The organism is Micromonospora sp. SCSIO 07396 (assembly GCF_053667945.1).
The window spans coordinates 5920832-5945481 of record NZ_CM132210.1; the positions used below are offsets into that span (position 1 = coordinate 5920832).

Annotated in this window: 42 protein-coding genes; all 42 read left to right on the forward strand. The window is 72.4% G+C overall.

Translation table 11 applies throughout. The annotated features are described in order from the left end of the window. The first annotated feature begins 135 nt into the window (after positions 1 to 135). Positions 136 to 597 (forward strand): hypothetical protein, encoded by a 462-nt coding sequence (locus tag ACWCHM_RS25610; protein ID WP_454220142.1) that lies wholly within the window; start codon positions 136 to 138, stop codon positions 595 to 597. Then, positions 594 to 980, forward strand: coding sequence for a hypothetical protein (locus tag ACWCHM_RS25615; protein WP_454220143.1), 387 nt, complete (start codon positions 594 to 596; stop codon positions 978 to 980). Before ACWCHM_RS25610 ends, ACWCHM_RS25615 begins: the two co-directional genes overlap by 4 nt. After that, positions 981 to 1586 (forward strand): ParB/RepB/Spo0J family partition protein, encoded by a 606-nt coding sequence (locus tag ACWCHM_RS25620; protein WP_454220144.1) that lies wholly within the window; start codon positions 981 to 983, stop codon positions 1584 to 1586. Continuing rightward, positions 1586 to 1918: a hypothetical protein gene (locus ACWCHM_RS25625; RefSeq protein ID WP_454220146.1), complete on the forward strand. Its 333-nt coding sequence runs from the start codon at positions 1586 to 1588 to the stop codon at positions 1916 to 1918. The genes ACWCHM_RS25620 and ACWCHM_RS25625 overlap by 1 nt, the downstream gene beginning before the upstream one ends. Further along, positions 1915 to 2568: a hypothetical protein gene (locus ACWCHM_RS25630; RefSeq protein WP_454220147.1), complete on the forward strand. Its 654-nt coding sequence runs from the start codon at positions 1915 to 1917 to the stop codon at positions 2566 to 2568. The genes ACWCHM_RS25625 and ACWCHM_RS25630 overlap by 4 nt, the downstream gene beginning before the upstream one ends. Then, entirely contained in the window at positions 2565 to 2987 is a 423-nt protein-coding gene (locus ACWCHM_RS25635; protein ID WP_454220148.1) for a hypothetical protein, read from the forward strand. Before ACWCHM_RS25630 ends, ACWCHM_RS25635 begins: the two co-directional genes overlap by 4 nt. Next, entirely contained in the window at positions 2984 to 3250 is a 267-nt protein-coding gene (locus tag ACWCHM_RS25640) for a hypothetical protein (RefSeq protein ID WP_454220150.1), read from the forward strand. The genes ACWCHM_RS25635 and ACWCHM_RS25640 overlap by 4 nt, the downstream gene beginning before the upstream one ends. A 56-nt stretch (positions 3251 to 3306) precedes the next feature. Beyond that, positions 3307 to 3615: a hypothetical protein gene (locus tag ACWCHM_RS25645; protein WP_454220151.1), complete on the forward strand. Its 309-nt coding sequence runs from the start codon at positions 3307 to 3309 to the stop codon at positions 3613 to 3615. Beyond that, positions 3612 to 3836: a hypothetical protein gene (locus ACWCHM_RS25650; protein ID WP_454220152.1), complete on the forward strand. Its 225-nt coding sequence runs from the start codon at positions 3612 to 3614 to the stop codon at positions 3834 to 3836. Before ACWCHM_RS25645 ends, ACWCHM_RS25650 begins: the two co-directional genes overlap by 4 nt. 193 nt (positions 3837 to 4029) lie before the next feature. Then, a complete protein-coding gene (locus tag ACWCHM_RS25655) occupies positions 4030 to 4386 on the forward strand; it encodes a hypothetical protein (RefSeq protein WP_454220153.1) in 357 nt (118 codons plus the stop codon). Between the two features lie 83 nt (positions 4387 to 4469). Next, positions 4470 to 5297 (forward strand): hypothetical protein, encoded by an 828-nt coding sequence (locus ACWCHM_RS25660; RefSeq protein WP_454220154.1) that lies wholly within the window; start codon positions 4470 to 4472, stop codon positions 5295 to 5297. Beyond that, entirely contained in the window at positions 5294 to 6034 is a 741-nt protein-coding gene (locus tag ACWCHM_RS25665) for an ATP-binding protein (RefSeq protein ID WP_454220155.1), read from the forward strand. Before ACWCHM_RS25660 ends, ACWCHM_RS25665 begins: the two co-directional genes overlap by 4 nt. Then, entirely contained in the window at positions 6028 to 6261 is a 234-nt protein-coding gene (locus ACWCHM_RS25670) for a hypothetical protein (protein WP_454220156.1), read from the forward strand. The genes ACWCHM_RS25665 and ACWCHM_RS25670 overlap by 7 nt, the downstream gene beginning before the upstream one ends. After that, a complete protein-coding gene (locus ACWCHM_RS25675; RefSeq protein WP_454220157.1) occupies positions 6258 to 6779 on the forward strand; it encodes a helix-turn-helix domain-containing protein in 522 nt (173 codons plus the stop codon). The genes ACWCHM_RS25670 and ACWCHM_RS25675 overlap by 4 nt, the downstream gene beginning before the upstream one ends. A gap of 9 nt (positions 6780 to 6788) precedes the next feature. Further along, positions 6789 to 7166: a hypothetical protein gene (locus tag ACWCHM_RS25680; protein ID WP_454220158.1), complete on the forward strand. Its 378-nt coding sequence runs from the start codon at positions 6789 to 6791 to the stop codon at positions 7164 to 7166. A gap of 11 nt (positions 7167 to 7177) precedes the next feature. Further along, positions 7178 to 8611 carry a hypothetical protein gene (locus ACWCHM_RS25685; RefSeq protein WP_454220159.1) on the forward strand — a complete coding sequence of 478 codons (1434 nt, stop codon included), beginning with the start codon at positions 7178 to 7180 and terminating at the stop codon, positions 8609 to 8611. Positions 8612 to 8614: 3 nt separating this feature from the next. Then, the gene (locus ACWCHM_RS25690) at positions 8615 to 8905 is read left to right on the forward strand and encodes a hypothetical protein (protein WP_454220160.1); all 291 of its coding nucleotides are present in this window, start codon (positions 8615 to 8617) and stop codon (positions 8903 to 8905) included. A 3-nt stretch (positions 8906 to 8908) separates the two neighbouring features. Then, complete coding sequence (locus ACWCHM_RS25695; protein ID WP_454220161.1) at positions 8909 to 9670, forward strand: DNA cytosine methyltransferase; 762 nt, start codon at positions 8909 to 8911, stop codon at positions 9668 to 9670. Then, positions 9667 to 9849, forward strand: a complete 183-nt coding sequence (locus ACWCHM_RS25700; protein ID WP_454220162.1) for a hypothetical protein — start codon at positions 9667 to 9669, stop codon at positions 9847 to 9849. Before ACWCHM_RS25695 ends, ACWCHM_RS25700 begins: the two co-directional genes overlap by 4 nt. After that, positions 9846 to 10067 (forward strand): helix-turn-helix domain-containing protein, encoded by a 222-nt coding sequence (locus tag ACWCHM_RS25705; protein WP_454220163.1) that lies wholly within the window; start codon positions 9846 to 9848, stop codon positions 10065 to 10067. Before ACWCHM_RS25700 ends, ACWCHM_RS25705 begins: the two co-directional genes overlap by 4 nt. Positions 10068 to 10076: 9 nt before the next feature. Then, on the forward strand, positions 10077 to 10685 hold the full coding sequence (locus tag ACWCHM_RS25710; protein WP_454220164.1) for a hypothetical protein: 609 nt from the start codon (positions 10077 to 10079) through the stop codon (positions 10683 to 10685). 26 nt (positions 10686 to 10711) lie between these two features. Continuing rightward, positions 10712 to 10990 carry a hypothetical protein gene (locus tag ACWCHM_RS25715; RefSeq protein WP_454220165.1) on the forward strand — a complete coding sequence of 93 codons (279 nt, stop codon included), beginning with the start codon at positions 10712 to 10714 and terminating at the stop codon, positions 10988 to 10990. Positions 10991 to 11046: 56 nt separating this feature from the next. Beyond that, complete coding sequence (locus tag ACWCHM_RS25720; protein ID WP_454220166.1) at positions 11047 to 11346, forward strand: hypothetical protein; 300 nt, start codon at positions 11047 to 11049, stop codon at positions 11344 to 11346. A gap of 122 nt (positions 11347 to 11468) precedes the next feature. Beyond that, on the forward strand, positions 11469 to 12452 hold the full coding sequence (locus ACWCHM_RS25725) for a tyrosine-type recombinase/integrase (RefSeq protein ID WP_454220168.1): 984 nt from the start codon (positions 11469 to 11471) through the stop codon (positions 12450 to 12452). A gap of 14 nt (positions 12453 to 12466) precedes the next feature. Continuing rightward, complete coding sequence (locus ACWCHM_RS25730) at positions 12467 to 12841, forward strand: DUF6221 family protein (RefSeq protein ID WP_454220169.1); 375 nt, start codon at positions 12467 to 12469, stop codon at positions 12839 to 12841. 71 nt (positions 12842 to 12912) lie between these two features. Then, positions 12913 to 13179 (forward strand): hypothetical protein, encoded by a 267-nt coding sequence (locus ACWCHM_RS25735; RefSeq protein ID WP_454223184.1) that lies wholly within the window; start codon positions 12913 to 12915, stop codon positions 13177 to 13179. A 597-nt stretch (positions 13180 to 13776) separates the two neighbouring features. Then, the gene (locus ACWCHM_RS25740; protein ID WP_454220170.1) at positions 13777 to 14334 is read left to right on the forward strand and encodes a hypothetical protein; all 558 of its coding nucleotides are present in this window, start codon (positions 13777 to 13779) and stop codon (positions 14332 to 14334) included. Continuing rightward, complete coding sequence (locus ACWCHM_RS25745; protein WP_454220171.1) at positions 14279 to 15829, forward strand: hypothetical protein; 1551 nt, start codon at positions 14279 to 14281, stop codon at positions 15827 to 15829. Before ACWCHM_RS25740 ends, ACWCHM_RS25745 begins: the two co-directional genes overlap by 56 nt. A 14-nt stretch (positions 15830 to 15843) precedes the next feature. Continuing rightward, entirely contained in the window at positions 15844 to 16059 is a 216-nt protein-coding gene (locus tag ACWCHM_RS25750; protein ID WP_454220172.1) for a hypothetical protein, read from the forward strand. After that, positions 16046 to 17434, forward strand: a complete 1389-nt coding sequence (locus ACWCHM_RS25755; RefSeq protein WP_454220174.1) for a phage portal protein — start codon at positions 16046 to 16048, stop codon at positions 17432 to 17434. The genes ACWCHM_RS25750 and ACWCHM_RS25755 overlap by 14 nt, the downstream gene beginning before the upstream one ends. A gap of 37 nt (positions 17435 to 17471) precedes the next feature. Continuing rightward, positions 17472 to 18350, forward strand: a complete 879-nt coding sequence (locus ACWCHM_RS25760) for an HK97 family phage prohead protease (RefSeq protein WP_454220175.1) — start codon at positions 17472 to 17474, stop codon at positions 18348 to 18350. 3 nt (positions 18351 to 18353) lie between these two features. Then, on the forward strand, positions 18354 to 19976 hold the full coding sequence (locus ACWCHM_RS25765; RefSeq protein WP_454220177.1) for a phage major capsid protein: 1623 nt from the start codon (positions 18354 to 18356) through the stop codon (positions 19974 to 19976). Continuing rightward, positions 19976 to 20389, forward strand: a complete 414-nt coding sequence (locus ACWCHM_RS25770; protein ID WP_454220178.1) for a hypothetical protein — start codon at positions 19976 to 19978, stop codon at positions 20387 to 20389. Before ACWCHM_RS25765 ends, ACWCHM_RS25770 begins: the two co-directional genes overlap by 1 nt. A 33-nt stretch (positions 20390 to 20422) precedes the next feature. Continuing rightward, complete coding sequence (locus ACWCHM_RS25775; RefSeq protein WP_454220179.1) at positions 20423 to 20872, forward strand: hypothetical protein; 450 nt, start codon at positions 20423 to 20425, stop codon at positions 20870 to 20872. Between the two features lies 1 nt (position 20873). Beyond that, positions 20874 to 21110 carry a hypothetical protein gene (locus ACWCHM_RS25780; RefSeq protein WP_454220180.1) on the forward strand — a complete coding sequence of 79 codons (237 nt, stop codon included), beginning with the start codon at positions 20874 to 20876 and terminating at the stop codon, positions 21108 to 21110. 9 nt (positions 21111 to 21119) lie between these two features. After that, complete coding sequence (locus tag ACWCHM_RS25785) at positions 21120 to 21935, forward strand: head-tail connector protein (RefSeq protein WP_454220181.1); 816 nt, start codon at positions 21120 to 21122, stop codon at positions 21933 to 21935. Positions 21936 to 21938: 3 nt separating this feature from the next. Beyond that, positions 21939 to 22409 carry a hypothetical protein gene (locus tag ACWCHM_RS25790; protein ID WP_454220182.1) on the forward strand — a complete coding sequence of 157 codons (471 nt, stop codon included), beginning with the start codon at positions 21939 to 21941 and terminating at the stop codon, positions 22407 to 22409. A 17-nt stretch (positions 22410 to 22426) separates the two neighbouring features. Next, positions 22427 to 22627 (forward strand): hypothetical protein, encoded by a 201-nt coding sequence (locus ACWCHM_RS25795; RefSeq protein ID WP_454220183.1) that lies wholly within the window; start codon positions 22427 to 22429, stop codon positions 22625 to 22627. Then, positions 22627 to 23616: a phage tail tube protein gene (locus ACWCHM_RS25800; RefSeq protein WP_454220184.1), complete on the forward strand. Its 990-nt coding sequence runs from the start codon at positions 22627 to 22629 to the stop codon at positions 23614 to 23616. Before ACWCHM_RS25795 ends, ACWCHM_RS25800 begins: the two co-directional genes overlap by 1 nt. Then, the gene (locus tag ACWCHM_RS25805; protein WP_454220185.1) at positions 23613 to 24128 is read left to right on the forward strand and encodes a hypothetical protein; all 516 of its coding nucleotides are present in this window, start codon (positions 23613 to 23615) and stop codon (positions 24126 to 24128) included. The genes ACWCHM_RS25800 and ACWCHM_RS25805 overlap by 4 nt, the downstream gene beginning before the upstream one ends. A 2-nt stretch (positions 24129 to 24130) precedes the next feature. Further along, positions 24131 to 24487 carry a hypothetical protein gene (locus ACWCHM_RS25810; RefSeq protein ID WP_454220186.1) on the forward strand — a complete coding sequence of 119 codons (357 nt, stop codon included), beginning with the start codon at positions 24131 to 24133 and terminating at the stop codon, positions 24485 to 24487. Beyond that, positions 24484 to 24648: a hypothetical protein gene (locus ACWCHM_RS25815; protein ID WP_454220188.1), complete on the forward strand. Its 165-nt coding sequence runs from the start codon at positions 24484 to 24486 to the stop codon at positions 24646 to 24648. The genes ACWCHM_RS25810 and ACWCHM_RS25815 overlap by 4 nt, the downstream gene beginning before the upstream one ends. Positions 24649 to 24650: the final 2 nt, after the last annotated feature.

A 24650-nucleotide genomic window follows, 5' to 3' on the forward strand; every position in this document is an offset into this window, starting at 1 on the left:
CCCAGCCCACGTCGCCGCACCCGGGGCCGCACGTGCCCGCGCCGATCCAGCCCGGCCCGCCCCGCCCCTGACACGACAGAGCCCCTACCGCAGCCACGGCAGGGGCCCCACGCAACGGACAAACGAGGAGTCCAGATGCACCAGCAGACTACCCCGACCACCCTCCCGGCCGAGCCGGCCCAGGACCTGACCGCCGCGACCGCCCTGCTCCGCCGGTTGTACGCCGCTGGCTGGGAGGGTGACTCCGTCACCCCCATGGGTGTCGGCAGCACCGAGTACGCCGTGCACCACGGCACGGGTCGGCGGGTGGTGGCGTTGGTCGACCGCGACGGCCAGGTGGCCGAGCTGACCATCACCGGCCTGTCCATTGACCAGGCGGTCACGGCGGTGGACGCCGCCGGTCTCGCCCCGACCGCCGACCCGCAGCCGACCGGCCGCCTGCTCGCCGCCGTCCGCGCGGTGATCGCCGCCGGGCACCTGGAGTACGACGGCACCGGAACCGACGTCGACCGCCTCCAGGGCGAGGCGTACTCGGCGATGGTCGCCGCGTACGAGGCGGTCACCGGCGAGCAGATCACCGCCCGGGGCACCCGGTGACCGCCCCGGACCCGACCCCGCTCCCGGACCTGCCGCCGGTGCCGCCGCTGGGCCCGATCCCGGGCACGGAGGGTCGACCCGGCCCGGACGTCGCGCCGCGCTGGCCGGCCTCCGCAGCGGCGAGCACCCCCACCCCGGAGCCGTTCACCCTCGCCGACGACCTGTTCCCGACCGCCGTCGACCCGGCGTTGGACGGCTACACCCCGCCCACCCTGGCCGACCTCGGCCTCGACGCCGACCTGGTGGCGATGGTGCTCAGCCTCCGCTCGCAGTCCGCCGTCGCGCAGGCCCGCATCGCCGAGCTGATCGCCGGCATGACCGAGCAGCAGCTCGCCGACCTGGCCCAGTACGAGCCGGCCCGGCACCTGCGGGCGGTGGCGTAGATGGACCACGCCACCGTGCTCGACGGCGCACTGCTGCGCATCCCCACCCGGCACGTCCACCCCGGCCCCAACGCCCGCGGCGAGGTCGGCAACGTGTCCGAGCTGGCCGTTTCCATCTCCGCCATCGGCCAGCAGGTGCCGCTGATCGTCGAACGGATCGGCCCCGACCGGTACCAGGTCATCGACGGGCACCGGCGGCTGTCCGCCGCGAAGCTCGCCGACCTGCCCACCGTCGACGCCGTGCTGCGCCGCAACCCCGGCCCCGCCGAGCGGGTCATCCGCCAGTTGGCCATGCACGCCCAGGCCCGCAGCTTCGACCCGATCGCCGAAGCGCAGGCCCTGCATCACCTGATGTGGGACCTGAATCTGGGCCGGGAGCAGATCGCCCGACTCATCGGCAAGAGCCCCGCCTGGGTGCGGGACCGCATCGGCCTGCTGCAGCTCACCGAGCAGGAGCAGGCAGCCGTCGCCCGGGGCGGCATGCCGCTGGGTGAGGCGCAGGCGGTGGTGCGGCAGCGCCGGCAGGACCGCGACGGCGCACCGGCACCGACGGTGCGGGCCAGGACCCGCCGGCACTGCTCGACCTGCACCTGCGAGGTGGCGTGATGGCCGCCGCACTCGCCGCCGCCCTGGCCGTGCTCGTCGTGGTCCTGGTGATCGTGGCCGGCGCGTTCGCCCTGGTGGCCCGCGCGAACCGGCTGGCCGCCGACACCGCCGAGGCCCGCCGTGACGAGGCCGTCACCGCCGCCCACACCGCCCGCCACGCCGTGCGGGTGCTGCACGCCGAACTTGCCACCGCCCGCCACGAGGCGGCCGTGCTGCGCCGGCAGCTCACCGCGCAGGCCCCCCTCACCCCCGACGCCCTGGACCCCTCGTGGTGGTCCACGGCCGCTGACATCCACGCCCTGCCCACGACCGACCGGGAGATGCCCCGATGAGTCAGATCGTCACCACCACCGGCAGCCTCGCCCAGATCCTCGGGGCCGTCACCCCCTTCGCCAGCCGCGACGTCACCCTGCCCGCCCTCAACTCCGTGCAGCTCCGCGCCGCTGACGGCATCCTCGCCGCCAGCGCCACCGACCGGTACGTCATCGGCCACGCCCGCCAGCCCGCCACCGGCCAGCCCACCGGACCCCTGTACCTGGCGCGGTGGGACGCCAAGCGGCTGCGCCGCGAGCTGGACGCCTACATCGAGGACCGGGAAACCGTCGCCGACAAGGCCACCATCACCCAAGATGGCGAGTTCCTCACGGTCACCTTCGGGGGCCTCACCATGCACTCCCGGCAGCCCGAGGGGGTCAACAACTACCCCGACCTGGGAAAGATCCTCTCCGCGCTGCCCACCCGCGACGCGGAAGGACTGCACGCGCCGATTGGCCTGACCCACCGAGCCATCCGGCCGCTGCTGAAGGCCACCGAGTTGGACCCGTTCAACTCGCCTCGGTGGACCTTCGATGGTCCTCGGAAGCCGGTCCGCGTCGAGATCGGCGACTGGTTCATCGGGGCGCTGATGCCGGTGTCCCTGCGCGGCGACGAGCAGCCCGTGTCGATCGACCTGGTCGCCCGCACCGAGGCGGTGGCCCGGTGACGACCACCGACCCGGGCCACGTCACCGCCTGGCCCACCCGGCCGACGCTGCGCACCCGCATCACCGCCTGGCTCACCGGCAAGCAGCCGGCCGCCGGGGTGGTCGAGCACCGGGACGCCGACGAGACGTGGTCGCCCATCGCCGACCTCGACGACACCCCCGTCGGCCGCCACCACCCCGAAACGGTGCAGCGCGTCGACCGCAGCTACCTGCTGACCCCGGCCGCCGTCCAGGCCGTCACCCGCGACACCGGACTCATCCCCGGCGGACCGGACGACGCCACCGGGGTGCTCAACGTCCCCAACGTCGCACGGCCCGCCCCGCCGGAGTGGCCCGGACCGGCCGGCACCGCCGAGGTGCTCGCCGACCTGCGGGCCGAGCTGACCAGCCCCAACGACCCGGGAGCGGGGCGGGCGTGACGACCCCGCTGCTCTCCACGGAGTGCACCCAGTGGCGGGCCGGCCAGCCGTGCCGGTCCACCACCGGGGTCCACCCCTACCTCACCGGTGCCGCCTGCCAGGGGTGCCGGCCCGCCGGGGAGCCGCCGCCGAACGCCCTGTGCCCGGTGTGCGGCGGCCTGCTCGACCCCGCCGCCCAGCTCGGCCACGACGGGACGCCGGAGTTCGACCGGCACCCCGGGTGCGAGGTCCGGCCGTTGCTCAGCGTCGGGCGTGCCCAGTGAGCCGCCGGGATCCGGGGGGTGCCCGGGGCACGACCGCCGTGGAGCCGGGCCGGTGCGTGTGCGGTGCCCTGGAGCCGCTGCACACCATCGTTCGGGCCGGGCAGCGCGGCGGGTGCCCGGCGACCGGGTGCCGGGCGTACGAGGCCAGCAACGTGATCCCGTTCCCCCGGGGTGGCGTGGCGCCGGCCGGGCCGCCGCCCCACCTGCTGGACCTGGACGCAGTCGCTGATCGGTGGACCGATCTCCTCGAGGCGCGCTACCGCCAGGACGAGACCAAGGCGCGGCTGCTGGAGGCCGCGCTCGCCGAGGACGTGCCGCAACTGCTCGACCGCATCCACCAGCTCACCGTCGGGGGCAGCCGATGACCGAGCCGCGCGGGCACATCGGTGTCTGCTCCGACCACGGCAAGCGGCTGTTCTCCGGGCGCAAGCAGGCCCGTCAGGAGATCCGCCGACACCACAAAGGTGCCGCGATGCGCGAGTACCGCTGCACCAGCGTCGATGGGCACTGGCACATCGGGCACCTGCCCCCGGCGGTGATGGAGGGCCGGCTGACGGCCCGCCAGGTGTACGGGAGATGGCGGTGAGCACCCGTAGGCGTCGGCCGATCCGGGCGCACCCCTACACCCCGTCGAGCGTGATCCCGGCAGACCACAGAGGAGATCGGCCCTGCATCTGCGGCCGAGCCAGAGGCAACGCCGCGCACGACCAGGAAGCGGTCGAGAAGGCCGCCGCCAAGCACGCCGAGCAGCTTCGACGTATCGGAGAGGACCAGGACTGATGACCATGACCTACATCTACCGGGCCGTCTGGCCCATCACCGACCTGGACCGCACCCGGTCGGAGCTCATCACCGAGGCGTCTGCCGGCCTCGACGCCATGGCCCGCACCGACGGTGCCCGCATCACCGGCCAGCCGGTCTGGACGGTCGCTGGCGATCGGTTGCTGTGCGAAGCGCCGGCTGTGCCGCTGCCCGATGAGGCGGTGGACACCACCGACCTGGCCGACCGGGACGTCGTGGTGCTGCGGCTCGCCGGCCTGCACTGGTCGCTGCGGCAGATCGCGGCGACGACGGGGACGCCGCACTCGACGGTGCGCAGCATCCTCGCCCGCGACCGCCAGCCGGCAGCTGCCTGACCGGCCGCCCGGCCCCACTTCCCCGGGGCCGGGCGGCCACCCGAACCACACGAGCACGACGACATAGATCAGGAAGGCACGACGTGGCGCGCATCCGCTCCATCAAGCCGGAGTTCTTCACCTCCGAGGTGGTCGCCTCGGTGCCGATCTCGGCCAGGCTTACCTTCATCGGCCTGTGGACGCACGTCGATGACAACGGCGTCACCGTCGACAACCCGAAACTCATCACCGCCGCCCTCTGGCCCCTTGAGGATGACCCTCGCGAGGCTCTCGCGAGAACCTCCGGAGACCTCGCGAGCCTCTCCACGGCCGGTCTGATCGCCCGGTACGAGGTCGCCGAACGCCACTACCTGTTCATCGTCGGGTGGGACGAGCACCAGCGCGTCTCCCACCCCAGTAAGGCTCGCTACCCGCGACCGCCGGAGCCCTTGACCAGCGAGAACATCCCCAGTCCCGCCGTCTCCGGAGAGCCTCCGGAGACGCTCGCGAGCCCTCCCGAAACCCTCGCCCCTGAGCAGGGAGCAGGGAGCAGGGAGCAGGGAGCAAGGAACAGGGAGCAGGAGAGCCCGCGCAAGCGCGGCACCCGCCTCCCCGACGACTTCGCCGTCACCGAGGCGATGAAGACCTGGTTCGCCGCCAACTGCCCCGGCGTCGACGGGCGCCGCGAGACCGAGAAGTTCTGCAACTACTGGACCGCGAAGTCCGGCAAGGACGCCACCAAGGTCGACTGGCCGGCCACCTGGCGCAACTGGATGCTCCGCGCCGCCGACGACCGGCGGGGCCGGCCGGGCGGGGCTGGGGTCGCCACCGGTGCGAACCGGCACACCGACGACCGCCCCGACAACAACCCGTTCCGCACCGGCGAAGCCATCGCCACCTACGCCAGCCAGACCGCCGGGAGCCTCCGATGACGACCGCCCCGATCCGCGACGCCCTCAACCTCACCGCCCGCGACCACCAGGGCCGCACCCTCGGCGACTGGCGGAACCGCATCGCCCGCCACGCCCCGACCACCGACGGCCCCACCCTGGAGCAGATCCGCCTCGACGCCGACCGCGCCGAGATGAACGCCATCCGCTCCCGGCAGGCCGCCAACCGGGCCGTCGTCTACACCCGCCGCCGGCCCTCCCGCTACGCCACCGCCAGCTACGACCGGCTCCGGCCCGACCAGAACCCCGGCGGCAAGATCGCCCGCTGGTGGGACGCCGGCCCCCGCACCCTCGTCCTCGCCGGCCCCACCCGCACCGGCAAGACCACCGCCGCCTACGCCATCGGCAACGACGTCCACGGCCGCGAGCAGTGGGTGATGGTGTGGACCGCCGCCGACCTGTCCGCCGCCCTCAAGCCCGACAGCGCCGAGCCCCTCGCCTACGACTACGCCACCACCTGCGGCCTCCTGATCCTCGACGACCTTGGCCGGGAGCGGGTCACCGACTGGTGGCTGGAGCAGCTCCAGCGCATCGTCGACCACCGGTGCGCGCACGAACGCCGCATGGTCGTCACCACCAACACCGGCGCCAACGCCGCAGCCGTCTACGACGAGCTGTCCGCGCGGTACGGACACCCGGTGGTCGAGCGGCTCCTCGACGGCGGCGGGCTGCTGGTGCTCGACGGGCCGCCGGTGCGGCGGGTGACCGCGGAATGGTGACGCCTCCCGCCTGCGCGACGCCCGGCTGCGGCCGGCCCGCCGTCGCCGCCGTAACCACCACCGCCGCCCGCATCCAGGTCCGCACCGACCGGCTCGACGACGACCGCACCGCCGCCGCCTGGGCCGACTGCCTGCACTGCTGGGCCTGCACCACCGCCGCCGTCGACCAGCACATCGCCACCGCCCGACACACCCGCCACGAGACCGAGGAGACGCGACCCCGATGAGCCGCCGCGCCAACTCCGCCCGCAGCCACCCCACCCGCCAACACCTCGGCCAGCAGATCCGCGACCGCCGCAACGCTCTCGGCATCACCCAACGCCAAGCCGCCGACATGATCGGCATCAGCCAGTGCTCCGTGACGTACATCGAGCTGGCCAGCCGCGACGTCCTCACCAGCAGCCTCATCGACCTCGCCGCCGTCGTCGGCCGGCACCTGGCCGTCGTCGCCGAACACCACCTGCCGCTGCTCGCCCTCACCCCCGCCGAGATCCGCGCTGTCGCCGACTGCGTCGAGGGGTGGCTCGACCTGGGCGACGACCCGACGCTCCGGTCCGCCCTCAGCAAGCTCACCGCCGCCGACTCGGACCTCGACGCCGACACCTACCCCGCCGACTACGACCTGGCCGCCTGCCAGCCCGCCGACACGACCGCCGACACCACCCCGGGTCGGCCGCACCGCGACGAGCCGCCCCTCGACCGCGACGTGGTCGACGTCCACCTCCCCGCCAACGACATCGCCTGAGGAGACCCGATGCGACGCCTGACCATCACCCTCTGCGGCAGCACCCGCCGCCACGCCCACGACCTCGCCCGCGTCCACCGCGCCCTCGCCCTCGCCGGGCACCTCGTTCACGCCCCCTGCCCGCCCCTGCCTGGCGAGCCGGCCCCCACCGCCGAGCAGCTCAACCGGCTCACCGAACGCCACCTGGCCGCGATCGACGCCAGCCACCTGGTCCTCGCGATCGTCCCCGACGGCCCCGGCGAGGCCACCCGCGCCGAGATGGCCTACGCCGCCCGGTACGCCCCCGCCTCCTGCTGGGTGACCAACGTCGACGCCCTCGTCGGCGACGTGGACGCCTGGCTCGACGGAGCCGACCTCCACCCCACCCTCCAGCCCGCCACCGCCTGAGGAGACCCGCCGTGCCCACTGACCGGACTCTCGCCGCCATCGACGCCACCCTCACCGCCACGGAGGCCCCCGCCATGACCACCCCGCCCAGCCCCGCCGACCGCATCCCGCTCCGGACCGAGCTGTCCACCGCCGGCCAGCTCGCCCAGGCGCGGGAGACGATCCGCGACCTCCGCATCCAGCTCGACCGCGCCGAGGGCGAGGCCCGCGCCATGGTCCGCGACCGTGACGCCGCCCTCGACGAGCGCAACCAGGCCCGGGAGCAGCTCGACAACGTGACAGCCGACCTCGACCACGCCCAGAGCGTTGCCGACCGACTCCGCGAGCAGCTCCGCGCCAACGGCACCCTGCTGGCCCGGCTGCGGGACCTCGCCGAGCAGGCCGACCGGGCATGGGCCGCCCACGACACGGTCGGCGAGCCGGCCCCGGCCGACGACCAGGACGACGACGGCGCGGCCGAGCGGGACGACTGCGAGCGCCTCGCCGATGCCCTGGAGCACGCCGAGAGCGTCCTCGTCGACAATCGCGACCGCATCTGGCGACCCGCCCCCGACGGCGCCACCTACCACCGGCACCCCTTCGGCCGCCGCACCCGCGACACCCTCGACCGCCAGTACGGGCCCACCCAGACCGCCATGCTCATCTGGCTCGACGGGCAGGACGACGAGGACGACGAGGTCGGCCGATGCGAACACGACGTCAGCCTCGACGACGAATGCCGCCAATGCCTCATCGACACCTACGGGCCCGACGCGGGAGACAGCCAGCCGGAGGTGCCCGCGCCGTCCCCCGGTTCCGGCCCGGCCCGCGTGCAGGGTTCGCCGGATCGGGTCGCCCAGGCCGCCGGATGGATCGCCGCCGCCGGCATCCCCGTCATCGACCGGGACGTCCGCGCCTGGCTCGACCGGCTCGGTGTGCCCGTGCCGGTGGGCATCTGGCCGCTGATGACCGAGATCCGCCGGGCGGTGATCGCCGCCGGTGACGCCGGGTACGCCGCCGCGCCGGAGCCGATCCGCCCCGCCGACTGGGAGCAGCGGGCCATCGACGCCGTCCGCGAAGCACTGCAAGCCCCCCCGTTCGTCCACCCCGCAGTCCGCGCCGCCGCGATCGCCGTCCGCGCCATCATCGACGCCGGCCTCGTCGGCCCCGGCGGACGTTGCCCCGACTGCGGCTCCACCTACCCGCGCACCCTGCCCCCGGGCGAGGACGCCCGCTGCTGGACGTGCAGCACCGAGGACCAGACCGGCCTCGACGAGCCGGACCCCGCCGACCTCGACGCCCACCGGCCCACCGTGACCGCGGTCCTCGACGGCATCCGCGCCGGCCGGGACGCCACCCTGGCGCAGATCGAACGCGACGCCGCCCAGCACCAGGACGCCGTGCTCGCCGGGACCGTCCGGGACGAGATGACGCCCGCCTACCCGGCCACCACGCGGGAGGACTGACCGGTGGATGCCCTCACCGCCGCCTGGCGACGCCACGACGCCGGCCAACACACCGCCGAAGATGGGCAGCTCTTCGCCGACGAACTGGCCCGCGCCTGGGCCACCCACGAGCAGATCCGCACCCTCGTCTGGCCCCTCGCCGCCGGCCCCGACGGCACCACCCACACCCCGTGCGACGACCCCGACTGCACCCACGACGGCGACGAGCCGGGGCACGCTCGGTGCCTCGCCGCCCGAGTGCTCGCCGTCCTCCACGCCGCACCAGGCCGCCCCGCCAACACGCGGGAGGGCTGAGCGGTGCAGCCGCTGACCTACCTGTCGCTGTTCTCCGGAATCGGCGGCCTCGACCTCGGCCTCGACCGCGCCGGTTGGCACTGCGCCGGCCAAGTCGAACTCGACCCGTTCTGCCGTTCCGTACTCACCCGCCACTGGCCGGAGGTGCCCAAGCATGACGACGTCCGCACTGCCGTCGACTGGTGGACCACTCGACCAAGACCCCCTGTTCGACTGGTCGCCGGCGGCTTCCCCTGCCAGCCCTTCTCCACGGCCGGTCTGCGCCGCGGTACGGGTGATCCCCGCTGGGGCTGGCCCTGGTTCCGCAACGTGGTGCGCGCAGTACGACCCGACTACGTCCTCGTGGAGAACGTCGCAGCTCTCCTTGACGACGCCGACGCCTTCGGATGGATGCTCGGTGACCCGGCCGAGGACGGGTTCGATGCGGACTGGACGGTGCTATCCGCGTGCGCCGTGGGCGCCCCACACACACGGGAACGACTGTTCGTTCTGGCCCACGCCAACCGCCTCGATGGGACGCCGGGGCTGGGGACTTGGCAGTGGCCGCCAGCGGTACCGCCGCGAGACGTACGAGCGGGTGCGTGGCTTCATCCGATCGACGGGCTCATGGAGGCCGAGCGGCGAAGCGGTCGAGTGGCTGATGGGCTTCCCGACGAACTGGAGCCGGCCCGCGTCAAGGGACTCGGCAACGCCGTCGTCCCCGCCGTCGGGGAGTTCATCGGCCGCATGATCGCCGCGCATGCCTGCTCCGGAGCGCCCGCGTGACCCGCCGCCGTCTGCTGGCCGCCCTCGCCACCGCACTGGTGGCGGGGGTGGCCGCCACCCTCGCACTCGCCGCAGCCGCCGACGCCTGGACCCACGACGGCGCCGCCGTCCTCGTCGCGGTCGCCGCCGCCTGGCTCGGCTCCACCATCCCGCACCTGCTCCGCCGGAGGACCCGGTGATCGAGCTCCTCACCACCGCCCAGGTCGCCGCCATCGTCGGCATCAGCCCCGAGACCGTCCGCGGCTGGTGCCGACGACACGGCATCGCCAGCCACCGCGTCCTCGGCCACCAGCGCGTCTACTACCCGACCGCCCCGGTCCTCGCCGCCATCGTCGGCCCGCACTACGCCGCCGACCGTCTCCACCGCTTCATCCGCAACCCCCTCAACCGCGCCTGAGGAGCCCCGTTGACCCCGCACCACCTCCACGCCACCGCCGCCGCCTGGTCCCTCGCGGACGCCCTCGCCCGGCTGGAGACCGCCGCCCGCGCGGCCATCGCCGACGCCGTCGACGGCGACCGAGGCGCGTACGACATCGGCATCCCCAGCCAGCAGTTCGGGCGCCGCACCAGCCTCGGCGGGTACGGCGACCCCACCGCAGACCTCGCCACCGGCGCATGGGCCCCCGGCCGACCCGACCCGGCCGCCGCCGCACTCGGCGACCTCCTCCGCGCCCTGGACCCCGTCGCCGGCACGCTCCCGGGTGCGCCCGGCATGGACCCGGTGACCCGCATCCGTCGGGCCATCCCGGCGATGTCCGCCCACGCCGCCCAGCGCACCGCTGACGCCCTCGCACACCTCGACCAGTCCGCACGCCGGGTGCTCCGGATCGGAGCCGCCAGAGTGGCGCTCAGCGGGCCGCACCCCTGCCCCGACTGCCGCCAGCGACGGCTGGAGGTGACCACTGTCGGGCCGGAGACGGACCGGGCCGTGGTGTGCGCCGCCTGCAACGGCATCTGGCCCAGGGCGTCCGTGCTCGGCGCGGTCGCGGGGGCCGTGCCGGGGACGACCAACTGACCCGACCTACCGACCGAAGGAGCACCGTGATCGTCACCGTCACCCCCACCCTCATGGACGGCACTGTCGTCCGCTGGCACTGGGGCGAGTCCGACGCCAACAACCCCGGCATCGAACCCATCGTCAGCGCATCCCGCAACGGCGTCCGGGTCGGCGTCTACCTGCACCAGGTGCCGGCCGACGTGATGGCAGCCGCCCAGCAGGCGTACGACGCGCTGTCCCGCGACCACCACGCCGACCTCAAGCACCTGGCCACCCATCGGCGGCGAGGCCTGTTCGGGCCGCTGGAACCCGTCACCGCCTGACCCGTCCGGCCCGGGGTGCACGCGCGCCCCGGGCCACCCGACCCGAGGAGACGACCATGGCCACCTGCCACCTCTGCCCACCCGACGACAACACCGTGGACGACCACGACATCCTCGACCACCTGCGCGTCATCCACCCCGACCAGTACGGCGACGGCCCCGACCGGTGGCCCGACGGGCAGCCCGTCATCGTCGACACCACCCTCGACTCGGCTGATTGGGCCTGCGGAGCCTTCCAGCCCGTCAAACCCGGAACTGGTCGAATGGCCTACCGCTGCACCGAGCCCCAAGACCACCCGGACGGCCACCGCGCCGTCCTCGACGGCAAGGTTCTCGCCGAGTGGGCCCGCCGCTGACGGACCCGATACCCGTCATTAAGGGGTTAGATCCACTTCGGATTCGGGCCCCATCAGCACCCCCACCACCACGACACCACCCCACTACCCGGATAGATCCACTACACGAACAGGGCCCGGAGATGACCGACCTCGTACCCGTCACCACCACCCGCGACCGACTCCACGACCAGGTCGCCGTCTTCCTCCGCAGCCTCGCCAGCCCGCACACCGCGAAGAGCTACGGGTACGGCCTGCACTCGTGGCTCGACTGGTGCCAGTTCCACCGCGTCGACCCTCTCGACGCCGTACCCGCCCACGGCCAGCTCTGGTCCACCGCCCTGCGCGACGCCGGCTACAGCGACGGCACCCGCGCCAACCGACTGTCCGCCGTCCGCTCGTTCTACGAATGGCTCGACGAGCAGGACGTCCCGTTCCGCAAGAACCCGGCGAAGTTCAAGGTCGGCCGCCCCAAGGCCAACCCCGTACCCACCCCCGCCCTGTCCGCCGAGCAGGTCGTCGCCCTCCTCGACGCCGCCGACACCGACACCCCCCGCACCGCCGCCATCGTGTGGACCCTCGCCACCACCGGCCTGCGCGTCGCCGAACTGCTCGCCGCCGACATCGAAGACCTCACCCAGGACCAGGGCCACACCGTCCTGCAGGTCATGGGCAAGGGGCGTCGCCGCCGGGCCGCCCTGCTCATCCCCGCCGCCCACCAGCGCATCACCGCCTACCTCGCCACCCGCGCCGACGTCGACCGGCTCCCCACGGTGAGCGTCGGCGCCCGACCCCGCCGGCCGCTGCTCGTCACCGACACCGGGCAGCGCATCGACCCGCGCAACCTGCGCCGGCAGCTCGTCCGCCTCGCCACCGAGGCCAAGCTCCCCGAGTCGCTCATCGCCAAGATGGGGCCGCACGTCCTCCGGGCCACGTTCGTCACCCTCAACCTCGCCGCCGGCAAGGACCTGCGGGTCGTCCAGTACGCCGTCGGCCACGCCACCCCCAGCACCACCGAGGGCTACGACCGATCCCACCTCAACCCCGACCAGCACCCCGCCTACGCCCTCATGGGCGTGCTCGCCGCCGCCCGTGTCCGCCGCACCAGCCAGCCGCTCGACCAGTGAGGGAGGATCGGACCATGGACGACCTGGTGACCTGGCTTCGCGCCCAGCTCGACGACGATGAGCAAGCCGCGATCGGGACCGGCGCGACGGGCCATCCGGCCTGGCGAGTCGTCGTCACCGATGCCCAGTCCTCGCCGACCCCGGCTCAGGCCGCGCACATCGAACGCCACGGACCGTGGAGGGTGATGCGGGAGGTGGAGGCCAATCGGCGCATCCTCGACCGCCACGCCTCATACGACTTCCCGGCTGACACGGAAGACGGGCCCGGAGCGTACTCATGGACCGGCCGCTGCGACCACTGCCACGAGCCGTGGCCCTGCCCTGACCTCCGCGACGTTGCCTCGCAGTACGCCGACCGGCCCGGCTATCGCGAGGAGTGGCGACCGTGAGCACCCGCCTCTGCGGCCATTGCGGCTCCGTCCTCGGCCCCACCGGCCACTGCCCCGGCGACACCCCGCTCATCCAGCGCGACGGCGACGAGTACGGCACCGCCGCGCAGATCGCCCACCGCCTCGGCGTGGACGTCGACGCTGCCCTCGTCCGCCGCTGGGCCTACCGCTCCCGCCAGCCCCGTGGTCGGCTGTCCGGGCAACTCCCCGGCCACCACCTGCCCGGCCGAGGCAGGGGCACCACCTGGTACCGGTACGCCGACGCCGCCCAGGTGGAGATGCTCACCAGCACCAGCCCGACCGGCCTCAAGCGCGGCGAGTTGACGCCAGTTGCCTGACCGCGCGATCATCGTTGTCACATCCACCTCGTAGGCGAGGTGTGCCCACAGCCCGGACGTTGACCCAGCAGGGTCCGCCGGGCTGTTGCGTGTCCGGGGACGGGATGCGGGGCGCGGGGAGAGCGGGCCGGCTGCTGGCGGTGGTGGCCGGCCCGCACACCCGACGGGGAGGCGACCATGCCGAGCAGCCCAGCCACCACCACCGAGCGTGGCTACGGATGGGAGCACCAGCAGGCCAGGGCCGCAGCACTACGCGCCCTCCGCCCAGGCACACCCTGCCCCTTCGGCTGGTGCGGTCAGCCCATGACCAAGTCCATGTCCTTGGACTTCGACCACTACCCACCCCTCGCCCTGGGCGGTGGGCAGGGCAGAGGCACCCGCCGCCTCACCCACTCCTCCTGCAACCGTCGAGCTGGTCAAGCCATCGCGATGGAGCGCCGACGTCAACGTGCACAGCCCGAAGTGGTCAACTCGCGCAGATGGTGACCGAGGGTGCGGGTAGGGGGGCACCCTGACGACGCAGAGTGAGCCCTCCTGACCCCACGCTCTTTAGTCAGGCGTTTCTCCCCCCGCACGCTGGATCTGGAGGGCTGCCCGGTGGGCCTGTCGAACGCTGAGCGGCAGCGCCGTTACCGGGAGCGGAAACGGGAACAGCAGCGCGCCGACCAGGCGAAAGGCGGCTCGACACCTCCTCTGGCCGCAGCACCCGCCGTTACGGGTAACGCCGTAACGGACGCTCCCGAGCTGGGATCGCGCGGCCTGCGGCTGTGGCAGCAGGTCGCGGCCGAGCCGGGCGAGCTGAAGCCGAGCGAGCGGGTGCTGCTGGAGGAAGCGTGCCGGGTGGCCGACCGGCTGGACGTCATCGACCGGATCCTGCGCGGTGACGAGGACGCGTGGATGCGGCTGCACTCGGCGAACGACGACGGGTCGATCGTCAAGGTGGTGCTCAACCAGGCGCTGGCTGAGGCGAGGCAGCAGCAGATCGCCCTGAAGACGTTGCTGGCGGAGCTGCGGCAGAGCCGTTCCGCTGGCGGGAAGCAGCCGGCGGGCGGGCGGAAGGCTCCGACTGCGGGATCGGGAGGTGGTGGTGTCGGCGGCGGTGGCATCACGGACCTCACCGCTCGGATTGCTCGGCGGGCGCAGCCCACGGGTTGACAACCAGCCCGAGTCGACCGACTCGTACGGCCCGGAGGCTGTCGAGTTGATGCGCCGGGCCGGCATGCCGATGGACGCCTGGCAGGAGGACTCCATCACCGCCATGCTCGCGGTGAAGGACGACGGCCGCTGGGCGTGCTTCGAATACTGCGAGTGGGTGTCCCGGCAGAACGGCAAGGGCTGCCTGCTGGAGGCGCGGGCCCTGACGGGGCTGCTGCTGATCGGTGAGCGGCTGATCATGTGGTCGGCGCACGAGTACAAGACGGCGATGGAGTCGTTCCGACGCGTGATCTGGCTGGTGGGTCGGCTGGGCGTGAAGCTCTCCGACAACCTGTACGACGTCGACGGCGTACACCTCAAGGTCATCAACACCAACGGCGAGGAATCCATCGAGCGCCTCGACACCGGTGCCCGGATCAAGTTTGTCGCCCGGTCGAAGGGCTCCGGCCGAGGCTTCTCCGGTGACGTGAACCTGGTCGACGAGACGTTCGCGTACACGTTCGTGCAGCAGTCGGCGCTGATGCCGACCATGAGCGCCCGGCCGAACCCACAGATCGTGTACACGTCTTCGCCGCCGCTGACGGGGGATACCGGCGAGGTGATGTACCTGCTGCGGCGCCGGGGCGATCCGACGGTCCCGCGCGGGGCGGACGAGCCACCATGGGAGCCGGACCCGGCACTGGGGTACCGCGACTGGGGGCTGGGCGGCAGCTTGGAATTCCTCGACGGCATCGACCTGGACGACCTGCAACTCTGGGCTGTGGCGAACCCGTCGTTGGGTATCCGGATCAGCGTCGAGCACGTGCAGCGGGAGCGCCGGTCGATGCCGGACGAGGACTTCGCGCGGGAACGGCTCGGAATCTGGCCCCGCTTCGTAGGCGGCGACGAAGCGCCGGAGTGGCAGGTCATCTCCGAGGCGGCGTGGACATCGGCCCACGATCCGGGGTCACAACTGGACGGCCGGCCGGCGATCGGGGTGGTAGTGCCTCCAGACCGGTCGTACACGGCGATCGGCCTGGCGGGTGCCCGGGTCGGCGGCGGCCGGCATGTCGAGGTCGCCGGTGACGGCGTGGTGCTCGACTACCGGCCAGGCACCGCGTGGGTGGTCGCACGGTTGCAGGCCCTGGAGGTGCACCAGCCGTCGGTGCTCGTCATCGACGACAAGGCGCTCGCCGAGGAGGCCGAGAAGGCCGGGCTCGTGGTCCACCGGGCCACCCTCGGCGACGTGGTGACCGGGTGCCAGCTGCTCTACGACGGCGTCAGTCCGGAAGCCGCCGATGATCCGGAGCGGGCGGTCAAGCACATCGGCCAGCGGGAGTTGACCGACGCCGTGAAGGGCGCGGTGAAGCGCGACATCGGCGGGTCGTGGGCGTGGGCACGCCGGGACCTGACGGTCGACACCACCACCGTCGCGGCGGTGTCGCTGGCGCTGTTTGGGCATTCAACGCCGCGGGTGCAGCGGCAGGTTCGGCTGTTCTTCGCAGCCTGGCGGTGAGAGAGGTGTGACCGGTGACCAGCGTGCCCCTTGACCGGATCGCGGTCGCAACTCGGCAGTCTGACGTGCTGCGGTGGTTGGCCGCGGCGGCCCGCGTTCTGGTGCTCGTGGTGGGTTCGGTGCTGTACGGCCTTGGCTGGTCGGCCAGGACGGTGGTCACCGCAGTGTGGTTCGTGGCGACGTGGTGTGCGGCGGCGGTACGGCTCGGGTGGTCCGATGCGGCCGGGTGACGCCCTGGTCCGCCGGCCGCCGGGTCTGTTGGAGCGGATCTCGGCGGTCCGCCGGCCGGCCCGGTCGATCAGCACGGTCGACGACTACCTGGGCGCCCTGAACGAGTTCGTGTTCCAGGGCAACACGTACCCCCTTGGCGGTGGCGTCCAGCAGACCCTGGCCGGGGAGCGGGCGGAGCGGATCCCGAACAGCCTGGAGGGGTATGCGACGGCCGCGTACCAGGCGAACGGCGTGGTGTTCGCCTGCATGGCGGTACGGATGCTGGTCTTCTCCGCTGTCCGGTTCCAGTTCCAGGCGTTCAACCGAGGCCGGCCGTCGGTGATGTTCGGCGGCCGGGAACTGGAGCTGCTGGAACGCCCGTGGGCCGGCGGCACCACGCAGGATCTGCTCACGCAGATGATCCAGGACGCCGACCTGGCCGGGAACTCGTTCTGGACGGAGCACGACGGCGAGCTGGTGCGGATGCGCCCCGACTGGGTTGAGATCGTGCTGGCACCGCGCCGGCTGCGGGGCGGACAGCTCGGGTGGACACGGATGGGCTACCGCTACACCGAGGGCGGCACGGGCTCCGGTGCCGAGCCTGTGATCCTGCTGCCGGACGAAGTCGCGCACTTCGCGCCGATCCCTGACCCGCTGGCGACGTTCCGGGGCATGTCGTGGCTGACACCGGTGGTCCGGGAAATCCAGGCCGACGGGCTGATGGTGCAGCACAAGCGCCGGTTCTTCGAGAACGGCGCCACCCCCAACATGGTCGTCACCGGCATCACTGCGGCGAACCAGACCGAGTTCGACGCGATCATCGACATGCTGGAGGCGAACCACGCCGGGGTCGCGAACGCCTACCGGACGCTATACCTGGCGGCGGGCGCCGACGCGAAAGTCGTCGGCGCGGACCTGAAGCAGATCGAGTTCGCCACGGTCCAGGGTCGGGGTGAGACGCGGATCGCTGCGGCGGCCGGCGTTCACCCGGTCATCGTTGGCCTGTCCGAAGGCCTGCAGGGCAGCTCGCTGAACGCCGGGAACTACGGCCAGGCCAGGCGCCGCTTCGCGGACGGGACGATGCACCCGCTGTGGCAGAACGCCGCCGGGAGCCTGGAGCAGCTGGTAGCGCCGCCGGGGCCTGCGACACGGCTCTGGTACGACGCCCGGGACGTGCCGTTCCTGCGGGAGGACCGCAAGGACGCTGCCGAGATCCAGCAGACGAAGGCCCAGACGATTCGCACGTACGTCGACGCCGGATTCACCCCGGAGTCGGCGGTCGCGGCGGTCGCCGCCGAGGACGATGGCCTGCTGGTGCACACAGGCCTGTTCAGCGTCCAGCTGCAGCCAGCGAACACGCAGCCGGCCCTGCCGGCGCAAGCCGAGGGGGAGTAGATGATCAAGCCGGGACGGCTCCCCGTTGGGGGTTGCCATGCCTGAGAGGACCGTTTACCGCGACGACCTGTGCCGGCAGTCGCCGTTCGCGGTCCGGGACGCCGACGATGAGGCGGGCGACGGCCTGACCCTCGACGGCTACGGGGCGGTGTTCGACACCGTCACCACGATCTCTTCCTGGGAGGGTGAGTTCGAGGAGGTCATCGCCCGAGGGGCATTCCGCAAGAGCTTGCGGGAGCGGACTCCGAAGCTGCAGTTCGACCACGGCTATCACCCACTCATCGGCTCTATCCCTATCGGCAAGATCACCGAGATCGGGGAAGACGACCAGGGCCTGCACGTCCTGGCCCGGCTGCATGACAACTGGCTGATCGAACCGATCCGTGATGCTCTCGCTGAGGAGTCCATCGACGGCATGTCCTTCCGCTTCTCCGTGGTGCGGGAGGAGTGGCGCGACGCGACCGGGAAACTGATCAAGGCCGACGACGTGTCCAAGGCGTTGTGGTACCCGGCCGGCCTGGACTACGAGATCACGACGCCGCTACGCCGCACCCTCAAAGAGGTCAAGATCTCCGAGGTGGGGCCGGTCGTGTGGCCGGCCTACGACACGACCTCCGTCGGCGTCCGCTCCACCGTCACCATCGACCTGGGCCGCCTCCGCGACCCAGCCACCCGGCGCACCCTCGCCCGCGCGGTGTACCTCGCCGACGCGGCCGAGCGAAGCGCCACCGACGCGCCGCCCACCAACCAGGACCAGCCCAGCGAGCACCCGGCCACTCCGGCCGCGCCGCCCGCCGACCGGTCGTCGTCCGGTGAGCACCCGTCCGCCACGCCGCCGGCCAGCCGGCCGAACCCCGCCCGGGAGTTCGCGCAACACGCCCGCGGCTACCTGCTCTCGATCAACGAAAGGACCTGAACGATGGCGGACAAGCAGGGACGGTTCCGCCGGCTCATCATGGCCGGTGTCCCGCTCACCCCAATCGGCTACCGCAAGGACGGCCGTCCGATCTACCCGGTCGTCGGGGCCGACCCCCGCGACGCGTCGAACCGTACGGCCCCCACCCTCACCCACTCCCAGTCGGTGAACCGGCTCAAGGAGATCACCAGCGAACTGGAGCGGCTCGGCGAACTCGACGAGCTGACCCCGGAGGATGAGACGTACTTCGGGGAGCTCCGCGACGAGTTCACCTCCGTCGACAAGCACCGCAAGAAGCTGGAGCGCGACGCCGACCTGGCGGCGGTCCGGTCGGCGGCCAGCGGCGTCGGCGGCTACCGGGTGGCGCGCGGAACCCCCGGTAACACCGCCGACCAGGGTCAGCGGGACGCGATCCTGGAGCCGGACAGCATCGAGGACCAGCGGTTCCGCGACCCGTGGGACCTGTCGGAGGTCCGGACGTTCGGACGCTCCCGGGAGTCGGTCAACGCCGAACTGCGCTCGCGCGCCCTGGCGGCGATCGAGAAGATGCCGTCGGCGTCCGACAAGGTGCGGGAGGCCGCGACCAACATCGTCGAGCGGTTCGACGACAAGAACGCGACCCTGGCCCGGCTGGCGCTGGCGGCGAGCAGCCCCGCGTACATCCGGGCGTTCAGCAAGGCGGCGACGAACCGTCTGCACGAGCTGGACACCGTCGAGCAGCAGGCGCTGCAGGCCGTCCGGGCGATGAGCCTGACCGACTCCGCCGGCGGATTCCTGGTGCCGTTCCAGCTCGACCCGACGGTCATCGTCACCGCCAACGGCTCCCTGAACGAGATCCGGCGCATCGCTCGGCAGGTCGTCGCGACCGGCGACGTCTGGAACGGCGTCTCCGCCGGTGCCGTGTCCTGGTCCTGGGACGCCGAGGCCAGCCAGGTGTCCGACGACGCGCCGACGTTCGCGCAGCCAACCATCCCGGTCTACACCGCCCGCGGTTTCGTGCCGGTGTCGATCGAGGCGCTGCAGGACATGAGCAACGGTGCCGGTGAGGTGGCCCGGCTCCTCGCCGAGGGTCGCGAGATCCTGGAGGCGTCGGCGTTCGCGATCGGCTCCGGCTCCGGCCAGCCGACGGGTATCGTCACCGCGCTGACCGGCACCAGCTCGATCATCACCTCCGCAGGCTCCGACACGCTCGCCGTCGGCGACCTGTACGCGCTGCAGGGTGCCCTCCCGGCCCGGTACCGTTCCCGGGCGTCGTGGCTGGCCACGAACGCCTTCTACAACCGGGCCCGGCAGTTCGACACCGCGGGCGGCTCCAGCCTGTGGGCGCAGCTCGGCGACGACCGGCCCGCGCAGTTGCTCGGCAAGCCGATCTACGAGTCCGAGGACATGGACGCCACGATCACCGCGGCGGCCGAGAACTACATGTCCGTGTTCGGCGACTTCAGCAACTACGTGATCGCCGACCGGATCGGCATGACGGTCGAGTTCATCCCGCACCTGTTCCAGCAGACGACCGCCGGCTCCGGATTCGGCCGGCCGACCGGCCAGCGCGGCTGGTTCGCCTACTACCGCACCGGCGCGGACTCGGTCAACGACGGTGCCTTCCGGATGCTGAACGTCACCTGATGCGCCGGATCTACGACGAGCTGATCAGCCGGGTCGCGCTACCTGTCGCGGCCCGGCTGGCCGGCACCGCGACAGGCACCACCATCGACCGGACCGACCCGGCGGGCGGCACCGACAGCACCACCAGCGCCCTGCTGGTCGTGCTGGCCGGCACCATCACCGACGGGTCACACGCGGTCACCGTGCAGGTGTCCGACGACGGGTCGTCGTGGTCGACGGCCCCGGCGGAGCACCTGCAGGGTTCCCCGCCGACGATCACCTCCACCGACGACGACCGGCTGTTCGAAGTCGGATACACCGGCCCCCGCCGCTACCTGCGGATCACCGTCGCGACCTCGGGCGCCACCACCGGTGGCGTGTTCGGAGCGGTGGTCATCCTCGGCGGCGCGGGCCAGGTCCCCGTGCAGCGCTGACCAGACCAGCAACAATCAGAAGGGACCGCCATCGTGGCGACCGAGAAGAGCAACACCCCGTCAACCACCACCACACCGAAGGCATCCACGCCCCGGCAGGCGACCAGCAGCCAGCGTTCGAACCCGGCCGGCGGTCTCGCCGCCGAACTCCAGGCCGACCACGAGCGGCGCGTCACCGTGCCCGGCGCCCCGAACGTCGACGCCCGCCTCGACAACCGGACCGGCGACGACCGGCCGCCGGTAGAGTCGTGGCCGGCGAAGCCGCAGCAGGTCGACGGCCCCGACGTCATGGGCCAGGTCGAGCACACCCGACGGGTCCTCGCCGACCGCGACCGCGACAAGGACACCGTCGAGCGCAAGGGCATGTTCAGCCCCGGCCCGCACGGACTGTCCGACGAGTCCCTGCGCGACGGCCCCACCACCTTCGGCACCGAGGGGCTGACCGAGGCGGAAGCCGCCAAGGGCTCCCCGACGGCAGGCTGACATGGTCTGGCGCGTCAAGGAAGCCCACAGCTTCGACCTCGACGGGGTACCGGTCACGATGCGGGTCGGCACCCTCCTGGAGGACGACGACCCGCGTGTGGTCGGACGGGAGCGATTCCTGGAGCCGGCGCAGGAGGCGGCCCAGCGGGCGGCCGGTACGACGCCCGCGTCGGTGGAGACGGCCACGGCCGCGCCGGGCGAGCGTCGCTCTCGATCGAAGCCCAGCGACAGGCGGTAGGAGGCGACCGTGTACGACGTTGGCGACACCTATCCGGTCGTCTTCGAGGTCCGGTCCGGCGGTGTCCTGCTTGACGCGGCCGACGTCGAGATCACGGTCACCGAGCCGGATGGCGTCACGGGTGCGCCGGTTGTGCCGGCGCACCCGTCGATCGGCCGGTACACCTACGATTTCCCGATCACTCAGCACGGTCTGCACCGCATCCGGGCCGTCGCCACCACGCCGGACGTCGCGCATGTCGACGTGTTCAGCGCCGCCGACTCGTCCTGGCCAGCGTTCGTGGGCCTGGACGAAGCGAAGAGCCACCTGAACATAGCGCTGACGGACACCAGCCAGGACGATGAGCTACGGGCCGCGATCCTCAGCGCCTCGGCCGTGGTGGAGGACATCGTCGGGTCAGTGTCCCGCCGGCCCGTCACCGAGGTCCACTCGGGCCGAGGCCGGACCGCGATCATGCTGCGCGAGCGCCCTGCCCTGGAAATCACGGAGGTGAGCGAGGGCGGCACGGTTCTGGGCGTCGGCGCGTACTCCCTGTCGGATGCCGGGGTGCTGTTCCGCGTCGGTGGTCGCTGGCCGGACGGGTTCAACAACGTGAGCGTCGGCTACGTGGCAGGCCGGACAGCGGTGCCCTGGGCGGTGCTCGACGGCACCAAGGAGCTGATCCGGATCAACTGGCGTCCGCAGCAGGGCGGCAACTACTCGCCGTTCGACAGTTCCCCAGGCGCTGGAGCAGCTCCGGCGGGCGAGGTCCGGCTGGGCTTCTTCATTCCGAACACCGTTCGGCAGCGGCTACAAACCGCCGAACTCGCACCGTACGGGGCGTGACCTATGGCCACCTCGGCGATACCGGCGGCGATCGACTACCTCGTCGCTACGGCCACCGCGTTCCCGGAGTGCGCGTCGCCGGTGCGGGTGTTCGACGGCTGGCCGGAGGGTCGGGCGGAGACGGCGCTGGTGATCGGGGTGACGCCGGAGGATGCGGCAACCGAGAACGGCGTCACGCACGGCCAGCTCGGCGCGCAGACGCAGTGGGAGGAGTTCACCGTCCCCTGCATCATCTGGGCGCGGCGAGCCGGCGGTAACGCGATGAAGGCCGCCCGGGATGCCGCGTTCGTGCTGCTCAACGCTCTGGACACACACATGCGCACGCACCGCGACCTCGGTGGGGCGCTGAAGTCAGGGACGGCCATCGCGGCGAACGTGGTGGTGCGGCAGACCAACGACGCGGAGCAGGCCGGCGAGGGCCGCGTGTGTGAGATCAGTTTCGACGTGCTGTGCCGGTCGCGATCGGCCGCGTGAGCAGGAGGGAGGCCAGCGTGGCAAGGGTGAAGCAGCCGTACGACGAGCGGCGGTGGGTGCCGTGGATCGGCCGTGAGGTCGACCCGGGCGAGATCGTGGAGGTCCCGGACGTGGACCTGCCCAGCTACCTGGAGGCCGGCTGGTCGGCCGCCCAGGACAAGGAGACCAAGAAGGCCGTCGAGAAGCTCGACAAGGCCAGCACCGGTGGGGAGTCCTGATGGCGATCGGATCGGGCCTCGGCTCCAGCTTCGGTATGGCGCCGGAGGTGACCTACGGGACGTACGTCGCGCCGACGCGGTTCCTGGAGGGGACGGCGCAGCTGCGGAAGCGGAAGCAGACCTACCAGGGTGGTGGCCTGGCCGCCGGCCGGTACGTGCAGCCGGGTGGGCGCCGGTACGTGACCACGAAGGGCGCGAACGGCACCGTCAGCATGGGCGTCTACTCCAAGGGGCTGGGCCTGCTGCTAAACGGGCTGCTGGGTGGGACCGTCGCCCCGGTGCAGCAGGGTGCGACCGCCGCGTACCTGCAAACCCACGCGATGGCCGACCCGTACGGCAAGTTCTACACAATGCAGTCGGGAGTGCCCGACCTCGGCGGCACCGTGCGGCCGTACACGTTCCTCGGCTGCCAGATCATGGCGGCGGAGTTCAGCTGCGAGGTCGGCGGCGGGCTAACCGTGCAGTGGACGGTCGAGGCGCGGGACGTGTCCGAGGGGCAAACTCTCGCCGCGCCCAGCTACCCGGTCGTCAACGAGTTCCACTTCGCCCAGGCGGCGCTCAAGGTCGGCACGTACGGGGCTGAGGCGCAGGTCGACGGGGTGAGGTCGATGTCGCTGCGAATCGAACGGCCCCGGCACGACGGCGGCCCGTACATGGGCAACGCCGGCCTCCGGTCGCAGGGCGTCCTGAACGACTGGTCTGGGGTGTCCGGCACGGTCGGCGCGGACTTCCTGACCAAGGCGGACTGGGCGGATCGGTACGCGGCCGACACCCCGGCGTCGCTGGTGTGGGAGTTCACGGGCCCCCTGATCGCCAGCACGTTCTACGAGACGATCCGGTTCCGGGTGCCGCAGTTCTTCGTCAACGGGGACACCCCGACGGCGGACGGGCCCGGGGTGGTGAACACCAACTTCCCGATCGTCGGGCAGCACGACGGCACGAACCCGCCGATCACGATCGAGTACGTCTCGACCGACACGACGCTGTGAGCGGGGTCGAGGTACGCGGTGCCGACCGGTTCCGGGTGGTGGCGCGTCGCCTCCGCACGGCCGCCGACCGGAAGGACCTCGTCAAGGAGCTGCGCAAGGGCATCACCGCCGCGACGCCGACACTGAAGGATGCCGTCCGGTCGGCGGCCCCGTCGTACCTGCCGGACCGCTACGCGGGGGTGCTGGTTCCGGCTCTGCGGATGACGACCACGACGTCCACGACCGGCGACCAGGTGACTGTGCGGCTCTCGGTGACAGCCCAGGGAGCCAAGGGCAACCCCAGGCAGGTGGCGACGGCCGAGGCGGGCCGGCTGAAGCACCCGGTGTTCGGCCGGACCCGCCCTCTGAAGCGCCACGCCAAGCACCGGGCGACGTCCCGAGCCAACCCGTGGGTCACCCAGGTTGTCCGGCCTGGCTTCGTGACGAAGCCGATGCTGGCTGAGGTCGGCGCAGTGCGTAAGGAAATCGAGGGCGCCGTCGACCGGGTCCTCGCGAAACTCACGGAGGGCTGAGCATGACGATCATCCGGGTGCGGCTGTGCGAGGCCGACCGCGAGCAGTACGGCGGCGGCGAGCCGCTGCCCGAAGAGCTGACCGTCGACGTCGAGCAGCTGCTGGACCTGCCGGCCAGCGAGCTGGAGGCCCTCGACCGGGACCTGACGATGCCCATCGCCGTGTTCGTCGACGCGATGGAGTCGTGGACCCTGAACGTGTCGCAGCTGCGGCGGGTCGCGGCGTGGCTGGCGGTACGCAACGCCGGCCGGACCGTCCCGTACGCCGAGTTCGAGCCGCGTCTCCTGCGGGCGGAGTTCAGCCGGGAGGCCACCAGCAACCCCCCGGCTGGACCCTCGGAGGGTTCCTCCGGGGCGTGAGGGTCGGCGTGTACCTCGCCGCGATCGAGCCGCTATTCACGTTCGAGGCGGGCCTACCCCCGGACCGGCTGCGGCAGCTCAGCGTGCGTCAGATCCGTGAGCACCTGCTGTGGTACGAGGCCCACCGGGGGCCGGTCGAGTTCGAGTGGGCGCGGGGGTGAGC

Bases quoted from the DNA above. Each gene is read 5' to 3' on its own strand.
- ACWCHM_RS25675 (WP_454220157.1), top strand. From the start codon at position 6,258: ATGAGCCGCCGCGCCAACTCCGCCCGCAGCCACCCCACCCGCCAACAC.
- ACWCHM_RS25725 (WP_454220168.1), top strand. From the start codon at position 11,469: ATGACCGACCTCGTACCCGTCACCACCACCCGCGACCGACTCCACGAC.
- ACWCHM_RS25620 (WP_454220144.1), top strand. From the start codon at position 981: ATGGACCACGCCACCGTGCTCGACGGCGCACTGCTGCGCATCCCCACC.
- ACWCHM_RS25630 (WP_454220147.1), top strand. From the start codon at position 1,915: ATGAGTCAGATCGTCACCACCACCGGCAGCCTCGCCCAGATCCTCGGG.
- ACWCHM_RS25765 (WP_454220177.1), top strand. From the start codon at position 18,354: ATGGCGGACAAGCAGGGACGGTTCCGCCGGCTCATCATGGCCGGTGTC.
- ACWCHM_RS25760 (WP_454220175.1), top strand. From the start codon at position 17,472: ATGCCTGAGAGGACCGTTTACCGCGACGACCTGTGCCGGCAGTCGCCG.
- ACWCHM_RS25790 (WP_454220182.1), top strand. From the start codon at position 21,939: ATGGCCACCTCGGCGATACCGGCGGCGATCGACTACCTCGTCGCTACG.
- ACWCHM_RS25730 (WP_454220169.1), top strand. From the start codon at position 12,467: ATGGACGACCTGGTGACCTGGCTTCGCGCCCAGCTCGACGACGATGAG.
- ACWCHM_RS25680 (WP_454220158.1), top strand. From the start codon at position 6,789: ATGCGACGCCTGACCATCACCCTCTGCGGCAGCACCCGCCGCCACGCC.
- ACWCHM_RS25610 (WP_454220142.1), top strand. From the start codon at position 136: ATGCACCAGCAGACTACCCCGACCACCCTCCCGGCCGAGCCGGCCCAG.
- ACWCHM_RS25810 (WP_454220186.1), top strand. From the start codon at position 24,131: ATGACGATCATCCGGGTGCGGCTGTGCGAGGCCGACCGCGAGCAGTAC.
- ACWCHM_RS25625 (WP_454220146.1), top strand. From the start codon at position 1,586: ATGGCCGCCGCACTCGCCGCCGCCCTGGCCGTGCTCGTCGTGGTCCTG.
- ACWCHM_RS25665 (WP_454220155.1), top strand. From the start codon at position 5,294: ATGACGACCGCCCCGATCCGCGACGCCCTCAACCTCACCGCCCGCGAC.
- ACWCHM_RS25650 (WP_454220152.1), top strand. From the start codon at position 3,612: ATGACCGAGCCGCGCGGGCACATCGGTGTCTGCTCCGACCACGGCAAG.
- ACWCHM_RS25720 (WP_454220166.1), top strand. From the start codon at position 11,047: ATGGCCACCTGCCACCTCTGCCCACCCGACGACAACACCGTGGACGAC.
- ACWCHM_RS25755 (WP_454220174.1), top strand. From the start codon at position 16,046: ATGCGGCCGGGTGACGCCCTGGTCCGCCGGCCGCCGGGTCTGTTGGAG.
- ACWCHM_RS25655 (WP_454220153.1), top strand. From the start codon at position 4,030: ATGACCATGACCTACATCTACCGGGCCGTCTGGCCCATCACCGACCTG.
- ACWCHM_RS25800 (WP_454220184.1), top strand. From the start codon at position 22,627: ATGGCGATCGGATCGGGCCTCGGCTCCAGCTTCGGTATGGCGCCGGAG.
- ACWCHM_RS25670 (WP_454220156.1), top strand. From the start codon at position 6,028: ATGGTGACGCCTCCCGCCTGCGCGACGCCCGGCTGCGGCCGGCCCGCC.
- ACWCHM_RS25780 (WP_454220180.1), top strand. From the start codon at position 20,874: ATGGTCTGGCGCGTCAAGGAAGCCCACAGCTTCGACCTCGACGGGGTA.
- ACWCHM_RS25770 (WP_454220178.1), top strand. From the start codon at position 19,976: ATGCGCCGGATCTACGACGAGCTGATCAGCCGGGTCGCGCTACCTGTC.